Origin of the sequence: Archangium violaceum, assembly GCF_016887565.1 — a bacterium.
Classification (GTDB): Bacteria; Myxococcota; Myxococcia; order Myxococcales; family Myxococcaceae; genus Archangium; species Archangium violaceum_B.
In genome coordinates this window covers 1,321,068-1,336,495 of the sequence record NZ_CP069396.1, presented here as the reverse complement: position 1 = coordinate 1,336,495, position 15,428 = coordinate 1,321,068, and the positions used below count along the sequence as shown (strand labels likewise).

General features: G+C 70.6%; 16 protein-coding genes. 10 read left to right on the top strand and 6 right to left on the bottom strand.

The annotated features are described in order from the left end of the window. The first annotated feature begins 48 nt into the window (after positions 1-48). Positions 49-852, top strand: a complete 804-nt coding sequence (locus tag JRI60_RS05720; protein WP_204228754.1) for an alpha/beta hydrolase — start codon at positions 49-51, stop codon at positions 850-852. Here the strand turns inward: JRI60_RS05720 and JRI60_RS05715 are convergent. Then, positions 824-1,075 (bottom strand): sensor histidine kinase, encoded by a 252-nt coding sequence (locus JRI60_RS05715; RefSeq protein ID WP_204224844.1) that lies wholly within the window; start codon positions 1,073-1,075, stop codon positions 824-826. The two genes, JRI60_RS05720 and JRI60_RS05715, sit on opposite strands and share 29 nt — an antisense overlap. A gap of 141 nt (positions 1,076-1,216) precedes the next feature. On the opposite strand from JRI60_RS05715, the gene JRI60_RS05710 reads away from it, so the two are divergent. The 5 genes from JRI60_RS05710 to JRI60_RS05690 all read left to right on the top strand — a co-directional run bounded on the left by JRI60_RS05710 (position 1,217) and on the right by JRI60_RS05690 (position 6,698). After that, positions 1,217-1,915, top strand: coding sequence for an ABC transporter ATP-binding protein (locus JRI60_RS05710; protein WP_204224843.1), 699 nt, complete (start codon positions 1,217-1,219; stop codon positions 1,913-1,915). Beyond that, positions 1,912-4,464: an ABC transporter permease gene (locus JRI60_RS05705; RefSeq protein ID WP_204224842.1), complete on the top strand. Its 2,553-nt coding sequence runs from the start codon at positions 1,912-1,914 to the stop codon at positions 4,462-4,464. Before JRI60_RS05710 ends, JRI60_RS05705 begins: the two co-directional genes overlap by 4 nt. Before the next feature lie 5 nt (positions 4,465-4,469). Then, complete coding sequence (locus JRI60_RS05700) at positions 4,470-5,651, top strand: lipocalin-like domain-containing protein (RefSeq protein ID WP_204224841.1); 1,182 nt, start codon at positions 4,470-4,472, stop codon at positions 5,649-5,651. Positions 5,652-5,744: 93 nt separating this feature from the next. Beyond that, the gene (locus JRI60_RS05695; RefSeq protein WP_204224840.1) at positions 5,745-6,161 is read left to right on the top strand and encodes a hypothetical protein; all 417 of its coding nucleotides are present in this window, start codon (positions 5,745-5,747) and stop codon (positions 6,159-6,161) included. Between the two features lie 117 nt (positions 6,162-6,278). Then, on the top strand, positions 6,279-6,698 hold the full coding sequence (locus JRI60_RS05690) for an STAS/SEC14 domain-containing protein (protein WP_204224839.1): 420 nt from the start codon (positions 6,279-6,281) through the stop codon (positions 6,696-6,698). Between the two features lie 62 nt (positions 6,699-6,760). On the opposite strand, the gene JRI60_RS05685 is transcribed toward JRI60_RS05690, so the two are convergent. Then, positions 6,761-7,468 carry an MBL fold metallo-hydrolase gene (locus JRI60_RS05685; RefSeq protein WP_204224838.1) on the bottom strand — a complete coding sequence of 236 codons (708 nt, stop codon included), beginning with the start codon at positions 7,466-7,468 and terminating at the stop codon, positions 6,761-6,763. A 122-nt stretch (positions 7,469-7,590) separates the two neighbouring features. Continuing rightward, on the bottom strand, positions 7,591-8,124 hold the full coding sequence (locus JRI60_RS05680) for an FHA domain-containing protein (RefSeq protein ID WP_204224837.1): 534 nt from the start codon (positions 8,122-8,124) through the stop codon (positions 7,591-7,593). Between the two features lie 100 nt (positions 8,125-8,224). Here JRI60_RS05680 and glpK point away from each other — a divergent pair, with 100 nt between their 5' ends. The 4 genes from glpK to JRI60_RS05660 all read left to right on the top strand — a co-directional run bounded on the left by glpK (position 8,225) and on the right by JRI60_RS05660 (position 12,246). Beyond that, positions 8,225-9,709, top strand: coding sequence for a glycerol kinase GlpK (gene glpK / locus JRI60_RS05675; protein WP_204224836.1), 1,485 nt, complete (start codon positions 8,225-8,227; stop codon positions 9,707-9,709). Between the two features lie 12 nt (positions 9,710-9,721). Further along, entirely contained in the window at positions 9,722-10,033 is a 312-nt protein-coding gene (locus JRI60_RS05670; RefSeq protein ID WP_204224835.1) for a 4a-hydroxytetrahydrobiopterin dehydratase, read from the top strand. Continuing rightward, a complete protein-coding gene (locus JRI60_RS05665; protein ID WP_204224834.1) occupies positions 10,033-11,265 on the top strand; it encodes a hypothetical protein in 1,233 nt (410 codons plus the stop codon). Before JRI60_RS05670 ends, JRI60_RS05665 begins: the two co-directional genes overlap by 1 nt. A gap of 114 nt (positions 11,266-11,379) precedes the next feature. Continuing rightward, positions 11,380-12,246, top strand: coding sequence for a DMT family transporter (locus tag JRI60_RS05660; RefSeq protein WP_239470368.1), 867 nt, complete (start codon positions 11,380-11,382; stop codon positions 12,244-12,246). Positions 12,247-12,261: 15 nt separating this feature from the next. Here the strand turns inward: JRI60_RS05660 and JRI60_RS05655 are convergent, their stop codons facing one another. The 3 genes from JRI60_RS05655 to JRI60_RS05645 all read right to left on the bottom strand — a co-directional run bounded on the left by JRI60_RS05655 (position 12,262) and on the right by JRI60_RS05645 (position 15,413). Continuing rightward, positions 12,262-12,540 carry a hypothetical protein gene (locus JRI60_RS05655; RefSeq protein WP_204224833.1) on the bottom strand — a complete coding sequence of 93 codons (279 nt, stop codon included), beginning with the start codon at positions 12,538-12,540 and terminating at the stop codon, positions 12,262-12,264. A gap of 196 nt (positions 12,541-12,736) precedes the next feature. Then, positions 12,737-13,813, bottom strand: a complete 1,077-nt coding sequence (gene dapE / locus JRI60_RS05650; RefSeq protein WP_204224832.1) for a succinyl-diaminopimelate desuccinylase — start codon at positions 13,811-13,813, stop codon at positions 12,737-12,739. Between the two features lie 517 nt (positions 13,814-14,330). Next, positions 14,331-15,413: a N5-glutamine methyltransferase family protein gene (locus JRI60_RS05645; RefSeq protein WP_239470367.1), complete on the bottom strand. Its 1,083-nt coding sequence runs from the start codon at positions 15,411-15,413 to the stop codon at positions 14,331-14,333. Positions 15,414-15,428: the final 15 nt, after the last annotated feature.

Below are 15,428 nucleotides of genomic sequence, written 5' to 3'. Positions count from 1 at the left end.
GCCGTATGCGGGCCGTGACTAGACTGAGTCACGGTGAGAGCACAGCGGATGGACCCGGAGAAGACGGCGCCGTTCGAGCTGGGGCGGGGAGAGGATGCCTGCCTCCTGCTGCATGGCTTCACCGGAAGCCCCTGGGAGGTGCGTCCGCTGGGCGAGGCGCTGGCGGCACGAGGCCTGTACGTGCGCGCCATCCAGCTGCCCGGCCATGGCACCACCCCCGAGGCCCTGCTGAACGTGGGACACCGGGACTGGGAGCGCGCCGCGGCCGAGGCCCTGCTGTCGCTGCGCGACTACCGGCGGGTCTTCGTGGCGGGGCTGTCCATGGGGGCCCTGCTGTCGCTGATGCTCGCGGCGGACTACCCGGAGCGCGTGCACGGGCTGGCGCTCATCGCCCCGGCGCTGCGCTTCAAGGGACCGAAGATGTGGCTGCTCAAGCGCCTGCGGCACACCGGCCTGCTGGAGCGGGTGAAGCCCTGGGTGCAGAAGACCGGCATGGACCTGTCCGACCTGGCGGTGCTCGCCGAGGCGCCCATCCTCCCGGCCTTCCCCTCGGCGAGGCTGCGGGACCTGTGGACGCTGCAGGACGTGGCGAGGGAGGCCCTGCCCCGGGTGCGTTGTCCCGCGCTGGTGGCGGTGGCCGAGCAGGACCACGTGGTGGACCCCGAGTGCGGCCGGTTCCTGGCGCGAGGCCTCACCGCGTCGCCCCAGGTGCGCCACATCTCGCTGAAGGACGGCTTCCACATCGTCCCGCGCGACAGGGGCGGACCCCTGCTCGCCTCGGAGGTGGGCACCTTCTTCGACCGGTTGCGATTATCCGTCAGCCCTACGCGGCCAGCGGCAGGGACACGGTGAAGGTGGAGCCCTCTCCCAGCCGGCTCTCCACCGAGATGTCTCCGCCATGCGCCTGGGCGATCTCCCTGGCGATGTAGAGCCCCAACCCCAGTCCACTGGCCTCGCTGGCGCTGATGGCCCGCTCGAAGCGCTCGAAGATGCGCGAGCGGTCCTCCTCGCGCAGCAACTCCGCGGCGCGGGTCTTCATATAGGTCACCGGCTTGATGTCCTCGGTCAGCTTCATGCGCCACGCATCCGGTGCCAGGAACAGTACCAACTCCCGTCCCGGACCGCACGGCGTCCCTCATGGCGGGCAGGCTGCCGAGAATCCAGCTTCAAAGGAACGTGCATGGGTCTCGCGCATCCATTAGCACTCCCCCCACGCATGCCCCCCGCCCAGCCCGTTGTCGAGCTCCACGACGTCTCCAAGTCCTACGCCGAGGGCGACGCCGTCCGCGAGGTGCTCTCCAGCGTCCGCCTCACCCTGCACGCGGGCGAGTTCGTCGTGCTGCTCGGCCGCAGCGGCTCGGGGAAATCCACGCTGCTCAACCTCATCAGCGGCATCGATCTGCCCTCGCGAGGCACGGTGCGCATCGACGGCCGCGAGCTCGTCACCTTGAGCGAGCACCAGCGCACCCTGCTGCGCCGCGACCGCATCGGCTTCATCTTCCAGGCCTTCAACCTGCTGCCCACCCTCACGGTGGAGGAGAACATCCTCCTCCCCCTGGAGCTCACCGGGCGCGAGGGCCCCGAGTCGCGCGTGCGCGTGCGCGAGCTGCTCGACACGGTGGGCCTGGGCAACCGCGCCAGCAGCTTCCCCGACCGGCTCTCCGGCGGTGAGCAGCAGCGGGTGGCCGTGGCCCGCGCGCTCGCCCACGCCCCGCCCCTCCTGCTGGCCGACGAGCCCACCGGCAACCTCGACGAGCAGACGGGGCGCAAGGTGTTGGACCTCCTGGAGGGCCTCACGCGCCGGGAGCACGCCTGCGCGCTCATCGTCACCCATGACCCGGGCCTCGTCTCGCGCGCGGACCGCGTGCTGCAACTCGAGGCGGGCCAGCTCGTCGAGCGGGAGGCCCGCGCGTGAGACAGCGCCTCCTGGCCCGCGCCAGCCTGCGCCACCTGGGCAGCCACCCGTGGCTCACCGCCCTGTCCCTGCTGGGCATCGCGCTCGGCGTGGCGGTGGTGGTGTCCATCGACCTGGCCAACGCGAGCGCCATGCGCGCCTTCGAGCGCTCCACCGACACCGTGGCCGGCCGTGCCACGCATCAGCTCGTCGGCGGGCCCTCGGGGCTGCCGGAGTCGGTGTACCGGGACGTGCGCCTCCTGCCCGGCGCGCCCGTGTCCGCTCCCGTGGTGGAGGGCTACGTGCGCGCGACGAGCGGCGACAGGCGCCCCCTCAGCGTCCTCGGCGTGGACCCGTTCGCCGAGGCCCCCTTCCGCTCCTTCGTGCCCAGGAGCGGCGGCTCCGTGGACCTGGGTGCCTTCCTCACCGAGCCCGGCACCGCCCTCCTCACGCGGCGCACGGCCGAGGCGCTGGGCGTCGGCGCCGGAGACACCCTGGAGGTGGGCATGGAGGGCGTGACGCGGCGGCTGCGCGTGACGGCCATCCTGGACCCCGAGGACGAGGGCAGTGCGCGCGCCATGGAGAGCCTCGTGCTCACCGACATCTCCACCGCGCAGGAGGTGCTCGGACAGGTGGGGCGCCTCTCGCGCATCGACCTCCAGCTGCCGGTGGGCGAGGCCGGAGAAGCGCAGCTGGCGCGCCTGCACCCGCTGCTGCCCGAGGGCGCCGAGGTGCTACGGCCCCGCGCGCGCGGCAACGCGGTGGAGCAGATGACACGGGCGTTCCGCACCAACCTCACCGCGCTGTCGCTGCTGGCGCTCGTGGTGGGCACGTTCCTCATCTACAACACGATGACCTTCTCGGTGGTGCAGCGGCGCGAGCAGCTCGGGCGGCTGCGCGCGGTGGGCATCACCCGGCGCGAGCTGTTCGCCCTCGTGCTCGTCGAGGCCACGGCGCTGGGCCTGGTGGGCACGGTGGCCGGGCTGCTGCTGGGCATCATCCTGGGCCGGGGGCTGGTGGAGCTCGTCACCCGGACGCTCAACGACCTGTACCTCGTGGTGAGCGTGCGGGGCCTCTCGCTGGAGTCGTCCACGCTGGCCAAGGGCGTGCTGCTCGGCCTGGGCGCGACACTGGCCGCCGCGCTGCTGCCCGCGTGGGAGGCGGCGCGCTCGGCCCCCGCGGTGACGCTGCGCCGCTCCACGCTGGAGGACGTGGCCCGGCGGAGGGCTCCGCGTCTGGCCCTGCTGGGACTGCTCGTGCTCGCGCTGGGCGTGGGGCTGCTGGCCCTGCCCACCCCCGAGCTGCTGCCGGCCTACGGTGGCCTCTTCTCGGTGCTGCTGGGCGCGGCGCTGCTGGTGCCCTGGTTGACGACGCTGCTCGCGGGCGCGGCGGCCGGTCCGTTGGGGCGCCCCTTCGGGCTGCTGGGGCGCATGGCCGCGCGCGGGGTGACGTCGAGCCTCAGCCGCACCGCCGTGGCCCTGGCCGCGCTCATGGTGGCGGTGGCCACCACGGTGGGCGTGGGCCTCATGGTGGCCAGCTTCCGCGGCACGGTGGCCGAGTGGCTGGAGTCCTCGCTGCAAGCCGATGTCTTCATCTCCCCGCCCGCGCTCGTCACCCGGCGTGGCGGAGCCACCTTCGCCCCGGGCCTCGCCGAGCACCTGCGCGCCACCCCCGGCGTGGCCGGCAGCACCACCATCCGCACCGTGCAGGTGCGCGTCAATGGCATGCCCACGGACCTGCGCTCCGTGGACTTCGGCACCGTCACCGTGCGGCCCTACCGCTTCAAGCAGGGAGACCCGGAGCGCGTATGGAAGGAGTTGGAGGCGCCGGACACCCTCCTCGTCTCCGAGCCCTTCGCCTTCCACCGCCGCCTGGGCGTGAACGACTCGGTGGAGCTGTCCACCGACAAGGGCCCGCGCCGCTTCCGCATCGTCGGCGTGTACTTCGACTACGGCTCGGACGCGGGCACGCTGTTGATGCCGCGCGCCACGTACCTGCGCCACTTCGATGACCCGAGGGTGAGCGGCGTGGCCCTCTACGCCGCGCCCGGACAGGACGTGGACGCGCTGGTGACCCGGGTGCGCGAGCGCGCCGGCGACGTGCAGGCGCTCGACATCCGCTCCAACCGCGCGCTGCGGGAAACCTCCCTGGAGGTGTTCGACCGCACCTTCACCATCACCCACGTGCTGCGGCTGCTCGCCGTGGGCGTGGCCTTCGTCGGCGTGCTCAGCGCGCTCATGGCGTTGCAGCTCGAGCGCGCGCGCGAGCTGGCCGTGCTGCGCGCCACTGGCCTCACGCCGCGCCAGCTCTGGGGGCTCGTGTCCCTCCAGACGGGGCTGCTGGGCCTGCTCGCGGGGCTCTTCTCGCTGCCGCTCGGCGTGGCGCTCGCGTACGTGCTCGTCCACGTCATCAACCAGCGCTCCTTCGGGTGGACGCTGCGACTGCTGGTGGTGCCGGGCGTGCTCGCGCAGGCGCTGGTTCTGGCCCTGCTGGCCGCGGCGCTCGCGGGCCTCTACCCGTCCTGGAAGATGTCGCGCGCCAACCCCGCGAACGCGCTGAGGGAGGAGTGAGGGCGATGCGCGGACGCGGACTCGTCATCGGCGTGGCGGTGGTACTCGCGGGGCTCGCGGCGGGAGCGGTCTGGGTGACGCGGGATGTGGCCCCGGCCCCCAGTGCCCGACCGACGCTGAAGGTGGCGGAGGCGCTCGGCGGTGGAGAGGGCGGCGAGACGGGCTACACCCGGGCCCTCGAGCCCCGGGAGTTCCACTTCCCCGAGGACCACGGCCCGCACCCCGGCTTCCGCACCGAGTGGTGGTACTGGACGGGCAACCTCTCCACGGCGGACGGGCATGACTTCGGCTATCAGCTCACCCTCTTCCGCAGCGCGCTGGCCCCCGGGGACGCGCCGCGCGAGTCCGCGTGGGGCACGCGGCACGTCTACATGGGACACCTGGCGCTCTCGGACATCGGCAGCGGGCGCTTCCACGCCACCGAGCGCTTCACCCGCGACGCGTTGGGACTCGCGGGCGCGCGCACCGAGCCCTTCCGCGTGTGGTTGGAGGACTGGAGCGCCGAGGCCCTGGCCGACGGGGCCCTGCCCATGAAGCTCACCGCCCAGGGAGACGGGGTGTCGCTGTCCCTCGTGCTGGAGGCGGGAAAGCCCCCGGTGCTCCAGGGTGACCGGGGCCTCGCCCGGAAGGGCGCCGCGCCGGGCAACGCCTCCTATTACTACTCGCTCACCCGGATGCCCTCGCGCGGACAGGTGACGGTGGACGGCCGCGTCCACGAGGTGACGGGCCAGAGCTGGATGGACCGCGAGTGGAGCACCCGCCCGCTCGGCGAGAACCAGGTGGGCTGGGACTGGTTCGCGCTCCAGCTCTCGGACGGTGGCGAGCTCATGTACTACCAGCTCCGTCAGAAGGACGGCTCGGTGGACCCCTTCAGCGCGGGCATGCTCATCCCCGCCCGGGGCGAGCCCGTGCGCATCTCCCGCGACGACGTGCGGCTGGAAGTGTCGGACACCTGGAAGAGCCCCCGCGGCGGCACCGTGTACCCGGCCCGCTGGCGTCTCTCCATTCCCTCCCAACGTCTGGAATTGAACATCACCCCCGCCCTGGCCGACCAGGAGCTGCCGGTGAGTGTTCGCTATTGGGAGGGCTCCGTCCGCCTCTCGGGCACGCACGAGGGCCAGCCCCTCCAGGGGCGCGGCTACGTGGAGCTGACGGGTTACGGAGACACTCCAGCGCGAGAGCGTTGAAAGACTGGACAGAAGCGCCGAAACTCTTGCAACGCCGCTACTCTTCTACAACCACACGCGTAGTATGCGCGGCAAACGTCATGGGGGGGTCACATGGCCATCCGCCGCGAATGGAAGCTCGGGACGCATTCTGCCCATTTCGAGCAACCGGACATCCTCTGGGTGAGGATCGATGGGGAGACCACGTTCCAGGATGCAGTCTGTCTGTCTGAAATCTACGGAGAGCTGGGCAACCACCGGCCCTTCTTCGTGGTGACGGATCTCCGGGAGGCCACCACCGTCGACTCGGAGGCGCGCAACTACGTCTCCCGCAACGTCAATCCCGCCTGGTTCCTCGGCTCCGTCTACATCGGGGCGGGCTTCGTGCAGAAGGCCGCCGCCAAGAGCCTCGCCTTCGTTCACTACCTCACCGGCCGGCTCACCTTCGACCTGCACTTCGTCGGCTCGGAGGAGGAGGCACGCGAGCTCCTGGCCCGCGAGCGTGCTCACGGCCGAGCTCGGGTCGCCTGACCGTCCGCTCCGGGCACGTCCGGACGGGCCCCGACACGACCGCTCCCGTCATGCCTTCCGGGAACCACCTACCGGATGGCCCTGGACTGCGATACACCGGCAGTCACGAGGCTCCCCATGACGGCTCCCCGCGAATGGTCCATCGGCACCCATTACATCCGCTTCGAGCAACCCGACACCCTGTTCATCAAGATCAAGGGTGACATCGGGCTCGAGGAGGTCAAACAGCTCGTCGACATCTGCCGCGAGCTGGCCGAGAAGAAGCCGTTCTATCTCATCACCGACCTGGCGGAGATTGGCACCATCCCCTCCGAGGCCCGGGGCTACGCCTCCAAGAACATCCGCCAGGACTGGTACCTGGGGGTCGCGTACATCGGCGCCAACTTCGTGGCCAAGGCCGCCGCCAAGGGGCTCGCGCTGATGATGTATTTCACGGGCAAACCCTCGTTCGATCTGGAGTTCGTCCACGACGAGAACGAGGCGCGTGCCGCCCTCTCCCGCCAGCGTCTCAAGCGCGCCACCACCAAGGTGGCCTGACGCTCGACCCGGTGGACGAGGGCAGCGACGGCGGCGGCGACGACCGAGCCACCGCCCCCCGCCTACAGCATGAAGGCCTGCTCGGCCGGCTCGTCGTACGCGTCGAGCGGGCGCGTGTTGTAGGCGAGCGCCTCCGCCAGGCGCGCTGGCTTCTCGTTGCGAGGAGACGTCATCAACTGGATGAACGCCTCGTAGCTCAGGCGCAGGCGCGGGTTGGTGAGGCGCTCGTGGCCGATGGTGCTGAACGTGCGCCCGCCGTAGTCATGGGCGGGGTACACGAGCGTGTCCTCCGGAAGTGACAGCAGGCGCTGGAGGCTGCGGTACTCGGCCTCGGCGTCACCGGTGGGCAGGTCCGTGCGGCCCGTGGCGCCGATGAGCAGCGTGTCCCCGCTGAGCACCCGGTCCTCCATCACCAGCACCAGGCCATCCGCCGTGTGCCCCGGGGACGCCCAGACGGTGAGGCGCACATCCCCCACCTCCAGCACCTCTCCGTCGCTCAGCACCCGGTGCACCGAGCCCTCGGGAGCCCCCGCGATGACCGCGCCCGTCATCCGCGCCAGCTCCCGGCACCCGGACAGGTGGTCCGCGTGCGTATGGGTGTCCACCACCACCTTCAGCCGGAGCTGGTCCTTCGCCAACCGCTGCATGTAGCCCGGCAGCAGCTCCAGCACCGGGTCCACGATGAGCGCCTCGCGTGTCCGCGGGCTGACGATGAGGTAGGTGCGGCAGCTCGCCCCACCGTTCAACTCCTCGAAGATGAAGCCCTTCATCCCCTGCCTCCCCTCCCCGGATGCACCACCACGCCCGGGACGAGAAGCAAGCTAGGCACTGTTGGCCGCTGGCACGTCCGGAGGCAGACCCGGGGGCGGCCAGACGCCCAGCAGTGGACGCTTCAGCGGGCCACGGAGGGGATGGCCGCGCACAGGTGCGCGTGCAGCGTCTCGGCGCGAACGTAGAGGAACTGCGCGTCGCCGAAGGACAGCCCGTCCCCGTCGAACAGCTGCTGCTCCTGTTCGCCCAGGGCGATGGCGTTGACGAACGTGCCATTCATCGAGCCCGCGTCGCGCACGTAGCAGTTGCCGTCTCCCGCGCTCCAGCGGATGAAGGCGTGGAACTTGGAGACGGACGGGTCGTGCACCACCAGGGAGCTCGTCTCCAGCCGCCCCACCGCGAAGACCTCGCCGTCCATCTTGGGCTTGAGGAAGAGGACCTGCAGGTGCTCGAAGCCCTGCAGCATCGCCATCAACCGGTCCGCCAGCCGGGAGCGGTGGGCCATGAACACCGTGCGCGCCCCGCCCATCTGCTGGGCCAGGCGCTGGAAGACGGGGGCGGGTGGCTGCTGGATGAGCGCCACCGGGCCATGCTGGTCCTGGAACGTCTTCACGTCCGTCTGCACCAGCGCTCGCAATTCCCTCACGGATGGCATGGCGCGCAAGGGTAGGCGTGTACGCGGCGCGTGCCAAGAGCCCTGGCTCGGTTATGGTTCGCCCGGACACCACGCAGGCAGCCTCAGGAGGCTCCATCTCATGGCGAAGGCGAAGTACGTGCTGGCAGTGGACCAGGGCACCACCGGGACCCACGTCTCCATCCTGGATGACAAGCTCCGGGTGGTGGGGAGCGCCTACCGCGAGTTCACCCAGTACTTCCCCAAGCCCTCCTGGGTGGAGCATGACCTGGACGAAATCTGGGCCAGCGTCGAGTACTGCATCCGCCAGGCCCTGAAGAACGCGGGGCTGGCCGGCAAGGACCTCTCCGCGGTGGGCATCACCAACCAGCGCGAGACGACGGGCCTGTGGCTGCGTGACGGGGGCAAGCCGCTGGCCAATGCCATCGTGTGGCAGGACCGGCGCACCTCGGAGCACTGCGCGAAGCTGCGCGAGCAGGGCGAGGAGGCGCGGGTGCGCAAGACGACGGGCCTGGTGTTGGACCCGTACTTCTCGGGCACCAAGCTGAGCTGGATGATGGAGCACGTGAAGGGGGCCCGGAAGCGCGCCGAGAAGGGGGATGCGTGCTTCGGCACCATCGACACCTGGCTCGTCTACAAGATGACCGGGGGCCAGGCGCACGTCACCGACGTGTCCAACGCCAGCCGCACCCTGCTCATGGACGTGTCCCTGCTGAAGTGGGACGAGGCCATGCTGTCCCTCTTCAAGGTGCCGTCCGCGTGCCTGCCCCAGATTCGAGGCTCGGCCGAGGTCTACGGCACCACGAAGGGGATGCGCGGTCTGCCGGACGGAATTCCCATCAGCGGCATGGCGGGAGACCAGCAGTCGGCCCTCTTCGGACAGGCGTGCTTCACCCCCGGCGAGGCCAAGTGCACCTACGGCACCGGCGCCTTCCTGCTGATGAACACGGGGGAGGCGCCCGTGTACTCGAGCGCGGGGCTGCTCACCACGGTGGCCTGGCGCATCGGGGACAAGACGGCGTACGCGCTGGAGGGCAGCTCCTTCATCGCCGGAGCCGCGGTGCAGTGGCTGCGCGACGGGCTGAAGGTCATCAAGAAGGCCGGGGACGTGGAGCCGCTGGCCGCCAGCGTGAAGGAGAGCGGGGACGTGGTGTTCGTCCCGGCGCTGGCGGGGCTCGGGGCTCCGCACTGGCGTCCCGAGGCGCGTGGCCTCTTCGCCGGCATCGACCGCTCCACCACGGCGGCGCACCTGGCGCGCGCGGCGCTGGAGGGCGTGGCGATGCAGATCAACGACCTGGCCGATGCCATGCGGCGCGACACCGGCCGGGAGATTCCCGCCTTCAAGGTGGACGGAGGCGCCTCGGCCAACAACCTGATGATGCAGTTCCAGGCGGACATGCTGGGGACGGAGGTGGTGCGTCCGCAGAACCTGCAGACCACCAGCCTGGGGGCGGCCTTCCTGGCGGGCCTGGGAGCGGGCGTATGGAGTGGCACGGACGCCATCCGCCGCGCCTGGAAGGTGGGCAAGGTCTTCAAGCCGAAGATGAAGGCGGAAGTGCGAGAGCGGCACCTGACGAAGTGGCGGCGCGCGGTGGAGCGCGCCTAGGAGAAGACGCCCATGGCCTATGACAAGACGCAGCTGACCCCCGAGGCCCTGAAGCAGTTCCTCGCCGAGCACCCCGAGTGGAAGCACGAGGGAGGGATGATCCGCCGGACCTATGAAGCGCCGAGCTTCCTCGCGGGCATCGAGTTCGTGAGCCGGGTGGCGAAGGCGGCCGAGGCCGCGGACCACCACCCGGACATCGACATCCGGTGGCGCAAGGTGACGCTGGCGCTGGTGACGCACGACGCGGGCGGCCTGACGTGGAGGGACACGAAGCTGGCGGCCGAGGCGGACACGCTGTTCACCCAGGTGGTGAAGCAGGGCTGATGCGAGCCGTCCTCTTTCTCTGGGTGGTGCTGCTGGCGGCGCCAGCGGCATGGGCACAGGACGAAGTGCCCGAGGCCACGCGGCCGGAGCGGCTGTACCTCAACTCCGGCGTGTTGATGGGCTCGTCGCGGGTGGTGGCGATGGGCGGTGCCAACGTGGGCATCGCCGAGGGCGTGGCGGGCTTCACCACCAACATGGCCGCGCTCGCCCACCGCTCGCCGCAGTTGGACCGGGACTGGGACGTAGGCGTGACGCTGTCCTGGATGGACCTGCCGCTGTCCAAGGCCAAGGGTAAGGACCTGGACAACGACGGCTTCGCCGACGACGCGCCGACGACGCTCCAGCTGCTGGGCGCGGTGCTGCTGCAGTACCGCAACTTCGGCATGGGCTTCTCGCTGCGCAACTACCAGGTGGGCTACTGCAACACCGTCCACTGCGACCGGAATGACCTCATCCGCGTGTCGCTCCTCCAGACGACGCTGGCGGGAGCGCTGGCGCTGGGGCGGGACGACTTCATCCTCGGCTTCGGCATCTACAGCGCGCAGGCGGTCCTCAGCCACAAGCCGGAGGGGGACTGGCGTTACGGGAACACGGGCATCGCGCTGGACATGCTCTACCGGCCGCAGGGCAGGCCGTACCGGCTGGGAGTGTCGGTGCGGCCGGAGGTGGTGGGACAGTGGCGGCGAGGCGTGGGACAGGTGCCCTTCATCGCGGGCCGGCAGCTGTACTCGGCGGTGGTGTCACCGGCGGTGCTGTCGCTGGGGGTGAGCTGGCGGTTGGGAGAAGGAGCCGAGCGCTACAACCGGCTCTCGCCCGCGGCGCGCAGACAGATGCTGGAGGGGGAGCACTTCGCGGAGGTGCCGCCGGAGGACGAGGGAGGGCTGGCGGGGCGGTGGCTCATCAGCGCGCAGGCGGACTTCATCTCTCCGGCGGAGAACGCGGTGTCGATCCACTCGTTCACGGCCCTGACGGATCCGGTGAAGGTGGGGGCATCGGGGATGCTGCAACCGCGGGTGGGAGTGGAGCACGAGACGTGGCCCGGGAGACTGCGTACAAGGCTGGGGGTCTTCGTGGAGCCCTCGCCGTTCGAGGACCACCTGCCGAGGCCGCACCTGACGGGAGGCTTCGAGCTGTTCCTGTTCCGCTACCTGGAGGACTGGGCGCTGACGGCCTCCTTCGACGCCTCGAGGCGCTATTCGAACTTCGGTATCTCGGTGGGCTTCTGGCGGTAATACCCCCCACCCATTCCCAACCCCATCCCCTCCCCCCATCCCCTCCCCCCATCCCCTCCCTCTCCCTCTGGGAGAGGGTCGGGGTGAGGGTATAGGAGCCCCCAGGTTGCCCCCGTGCTGAAGACCGCGGTCCTCACCGTCCTGGCCCTGATGGGATTCGCGGCCAACTCGCTGCTGTGCCGGGCGGCGCTCGAGAACGGAGCGTGGCGAATCGACGCGGCGAGCTTCACCAGCGTGCGACTGCTCTCGGGAGCACTGGTGCTGTGGCTCCTCCTGCGAGCACGGGGAGGAGGAGAGCGCCGGGGCTCATGGGGCTCGGCGCTGGCGCTGTTCACCTACGCGGCGGGCTTTTCACTGGCGTACGTGCGAATCCCGGCGGGAGTGGGAGCACTGCTCCTCTTCGGATGCGTACAGGCGACGATGCTGGGCGTGGGCCTCTTCCGGGGCGAGCGCCCGCGGGTGCTCGAGTGGATGGGGCTGGCGATGGCACTCGGAGGGCTGCTGGTGCTGCGGCTGCCCGGAGCCACGGCACCGGACGCGCTCGGGGCCACGCTGATGGCGGGAGCGGGCGTGGCGTGGGGCGTGTACTCGCTGCGAGGACGAGGCAACGCGGACCCGCTGGCGGCCACGGCGGACAACTTCCTGCGGAGTGTGCCAATGACGCTGGGGCTCTCCGCGCTGGCGCTGCTCGTCCAGGGAGCACCGCGGGCGACTCCAGCGGGCGTGGGGCTCGCGGTGGCCTCGGGGGCGCTGGCCTCGGGCGTGGGCTACAGCCTGTGGTACGCGGCGCTGCCGCACCTCACGGCGCTACGGGCGGCGGTGGTGCAGCTCGCGGTGCCGGTGGTGGCGGCGGCGGGCGGCGTGCTGCTGCTCGGCGAGGCGCTGACGCCGCGGCTGGTGGGCGCGGGCGGTGCCTTGCTGTGTGGCGTGCTCCTGGCCCTCACGGCGCGCCAGCGGAAGGCTTCCGCATCCTCGCGATGAGAGCTCGTGCTCGGCTCAGCCGCGCCGGCCCGGACGACGCCTCGCCGACTGGCGCGGACCGGGCAGGCGCCGGGGGATGGCCTCCAAGTGCGCCGAGTGGAGCGGTCTCGCGGCCTGCGTTCCAACCTCACTTCCGTCCTCGGGCAGGGGCCCGTCGGACTCCCGCCGCTGCGCTGGCGCGCTGAGCAGACGGGCATCCGGCTCCCAGTGGAAGAGCAGGATGGCGATCAGCACCATCAGCACCACCATGCGCCGCAAGGACGCGGACTCCTGGAAGAGCAGCTGAGGGTTCATCTGAGTCTCTCAACACCCGGACACCGCTCATTCTTGCACGGTGGTTCGGGCTCGGAGTGTCTCCGTGGAGGAACTGGACGGAAGACCCTCACCCCAGCCCTCTCCCAGAGGGAGAGGGGGCGGACACGGGTTCAACCCGGGGCCCGAGATACCCTCACCCCGTCCCTCTCCCGGAGGGAGAGGGGTGATGATTGGTTCAACGTGCTCCCTTCAGGAACGTCGCCAGCTTCTCGTACGCCACCGCCAACGCCGGAATCGGCGCGCTCTCGTTCGCCTGGTGCGCCTGCGCCGTCTCCCCAGGCCCGAAGTTCACCGCGTCCACCCCGAGCTCCGAGAAACGCGCCACGTCCGTCCACGCCTGCTTCGACGCCGCCGGCAGCCCCGTCAGCTTCATCAGCTCCTGGAACAGCGCGTTGTCCGCGCACACCCGCCCGCTCGGCGCCAGGTCCGTGAACTCCAGCTCCGCCACGTCCCCCACCAGCTCCCGCACGTCCCGCTGCGCCTGCTCCACCGTCTTCCCCGGCGCGAACCGATAGTTCAGGTTCAGCTCGAACCCCTCCGGTATCACGTTGCGCGCACGCCCTCCCGACGCCTTCGTGATGTTCATCACCTCGTAGAAGGCGAACTCCCCGTACAGAACCTCGCGCCTCGGCATCTCCAGCAGCCGCGCCAGCAGCGGCCCCGCCTTGTGGATGGCGTTCTCCCCCTGCCACGGCCTCGCCGAGTGCGCGCTCCTCCCCTTGAACCGCAGCGTCACGTGCAGGCTCCCCACGCACCCCACCTGCACCACCCCGTCCGTCGGCTCCATCGCGATGCCGAACTTCACCCGCTTCAGCTCCGGCCTCGTGTCGAACAGCGGCCCCAGTCCGCTCTCCAGATACGGGCCTTCCTCCCGCTCGTAGAGCACCACCACCAGGTTCACCGGCAGCTGCTCGCGCGGCAGGTCCTCCGCCAGCGCCATCATCACCGCCAGCCCGCCCTTCATGTCCGACGCCCCCAGGCCGAAGACCCGCTCGCCTTCGATTCGCGGCTCCAGGTCGTTCGGGTGCGCCGGCACCGTGTCCAGGTGCCCCACCAGCGCCACCGTGGGCCTCGGATCCTGCAGGCTCCCCAGCACCAGCGAGTGCCCCTGACGGAACACCTCACGCTGGGGGAAGTGCGCCCGCGCCCAGCGCTCCACGTGGTCGGCGATGAGCCGCTCCTCACCAATGGGACTGGGGATGCGGCACAGGGACAGCGTGGACTGGGCGAGTCGGGTCGCGAGGTCGGTCATGGATTGCTCCCGGCCAGAGGTTACCCGTGGGAGTCGTGGGGGTCAGCAGTACCCCGCGCGTACGGAAAAACAATCGGGGAGGAGCCGCTCCCCAGCAGCTCCTCCCCGATGCACTTCCCCGTCACTACCCCCGAAGACTCCCTACCTACCGCCCCTGCTCAACCCAACCCGCCCATCCCCAACCCACCCAACCGTTACTGCCCCAGAAAACTCCCAACCCTTCGGTCCCTACCCAACCCCCCCGACCGCCCCGCCCTACCCAACCCCACCCGCCAACCCCGACCACCCCGCCCGACCCCAACCCCGACCACCCCGCCCTGCCCCGACCCAACCCCCACCACCCACAACCCCAACTGCCCCGCCCTACCCCGACCGCCTCACCCGTCCTGCCCGACCGACTTCTCGTGGAAGCCATAGAGCATCCGCCGTGCCAACAAGCGCGCAGGGGTAGATAGCTGTGATTTCAATGCCTTGGCGAATCGCGGGGGGGTGGCACCCGTACAGAAATCGGTAAGATTTAGGGTCGAGCGGGACTGAGCCCGTAGAGAGTAGTGACCTCGCGGGAGCGCGCCGCGTGCAGGGGGTCGGACCGGTCCTTCGCCTTCGAATGACGCGCCGGAGTCGACCGCTTCCACTTCACGACGAGCTCGTTGCGCGCGAGCTGCTCGTCCAGCCACCCGGCGGAGCGCAGCCCGAGCAACACCGCGAGGTCGGACAGCAACAGCAGCCCCTCTCCTCCCGGGTTGAGGTGTCCGGTCAGTCCTTCCAGGAACCCGCGCAGGAAGCGGTCGTCCTCATCGAACACGGCGCGGTCGACCCGGTTCTTCGGCGGCTCGGGAATCCACGGCGGATTGCTCACGACGAGGTCGGCCTTGCCGGGCGGGAAGAGGTCTCCCTCCATGACCTCGAAGCGCTTGGAGAGGCCGAGCCGCTCGGCGTTCTCCCGGGCACACGCCACGGCGCGCGAGTCACAATCGGTCGCGACCGCGGAGGCCGCTCCGCGCTGCAGGAGCAGGAACGAGAGCACGCCGGTCCCCGTCCCCACGTCGAACACCTTCTTTCCCTTCACCTCGGTGATCGACAGGAGCAGCTCGACGTAGTCGGTGCGCGTGGGCAGGTAGACGCCGTAATGCGGGTGGATCTTCCCCTCGAGACCGGGCACCGCGAGGCCCTTGCGGCGCCACTCCGCCGCGCCGAGCATGCCGAGCAGCGTCTTCAAGGAGACCACCGTCGTGTCGGCCTCGGGCTCGCCCCACACCCACCGGCAGGCCTCGGCGACGTCGGGAGCGCGCTTGAGCTCGAGCCGGTAGGAGCGGTCCAGGGCCACCACGATGCGCGAGAGCGTCTCGTGCTCGAGCTGACGCGCGCGGCGCTCCGCCCGGAAGGCCTCCAGGGGCGAGCGCGCCGAGGGAGGCTCGGGGAGGCGGCGCCCCATGGCGCCCAGGAGCTGCTTCGCGTTGTGGAAATCGCCGGTGTACAGCAGGTGCTCGCCGCGCCGGACCCGTCGCAGCGCCGCGTCCGCGGTGAGGCGGTCATCGACGGGAGAGAGTCTCGACGGAGCGGGCTCGTCGCTCTCCGAACGCCAGTTGAATGAGTTCACGGCGGGCACCATACC

Excerpts from the sequence above, each read along its gene's own strand:
- JRI60_RS05720 (WP_204228754.1), top strand. The coding sequence starts at position 49 with ATGGACCCGGAGAAGACGGCGCCGTTCGAGCTGGGGCGGGGAGAGGAT.
- JRI60_RS05715 (WP_204224844.1), bottom strand. The coding sequence starts at position 1,075 with ATGAAGCTGACCGAGGACATCAAGCCGGTGACCTATATGAAGACCCGC.
- JRI60_RS05710 (WP_204224843.1), top strand. The coding sequence starts at position 1,217 with ATGCCCCCCGCCCAGCCCGTTGTCGAGCTCCACGACGTCTCCAAGTCC.
- JRI60_RS05700 (WP_204224841.1), top strand. The coding sequence starts at position 4,470 with ATGCGCGGACGCGGACTCGTCATCGGCGTGGCGGTGGTACTCGCGGGG.
- JRI60_RS05695 (WP_204224840.1), top strand. The coding sequence starts at position 5,745 with ATGGCCATCCGCCGCGAATGGAAGCTCGGGACGCATTCTGCCCATTTC.
- JRI60_RS05690 (WP_204224839.1), top strand. The coding sequence starts at position 6,279 with ATGACGGCTCCCCGCGAATGGTCCATCGGCACCCATTACATCCGCTTC.
- JRI60_RS05685 (WP_204224838.1), bottom strand. The coding sequence starts at position 7,468 with ATGAAGGGCTTCATCTTCGAGGAGTTGAACGGTGGGGCGAGCTGCCGC.
- JRI60_RS05680 (WP_204224837.1), bottom strand. The coding sequence starts at position 8,124 with ATGCCATCCGTGAGGGAATTGCGAGCGCTGGTGCAGACGGACGTGAAG.
- glpK (WP_204224836.1), top strand. The coding sequence starts at position 8,225 with ATGGCGAAGGCGAAGTACGTGCTGGCAGTGGACCAGGGCACCACCGGG.
- JRI60_RS05670 (WP_204224835.1), top strand. The coding sequence starts at position 9,722 with ATGGCCTATGACAAGACGCAGCTGACCCCCGAGGCCCTGAAGCAGTTC.
- JRI60_RS05665 (WP_204224834.1), top strand. The coding sequence starts at position 10,033 with ATGCGAGCCGTCCTCTTTCTCTGGGTGGTGCTGCTGGCGGCGCCAGCG.
- JRI60_RS05655 (WP_204224833.1), bottom strand. The coding sequence starts at position 12,540 with ATGAACCCTCAGCTGCTCTTCCAGGAGTCCGCGTCCTTGCGGCGCATG.
- dapE (WP_204224832.1), bottom strand. The coding sequence starts at position 13,813 with ATGACCGACCTCGCGACCCGACTCGCCCAGTCCACGCTGTCCCTGTGC.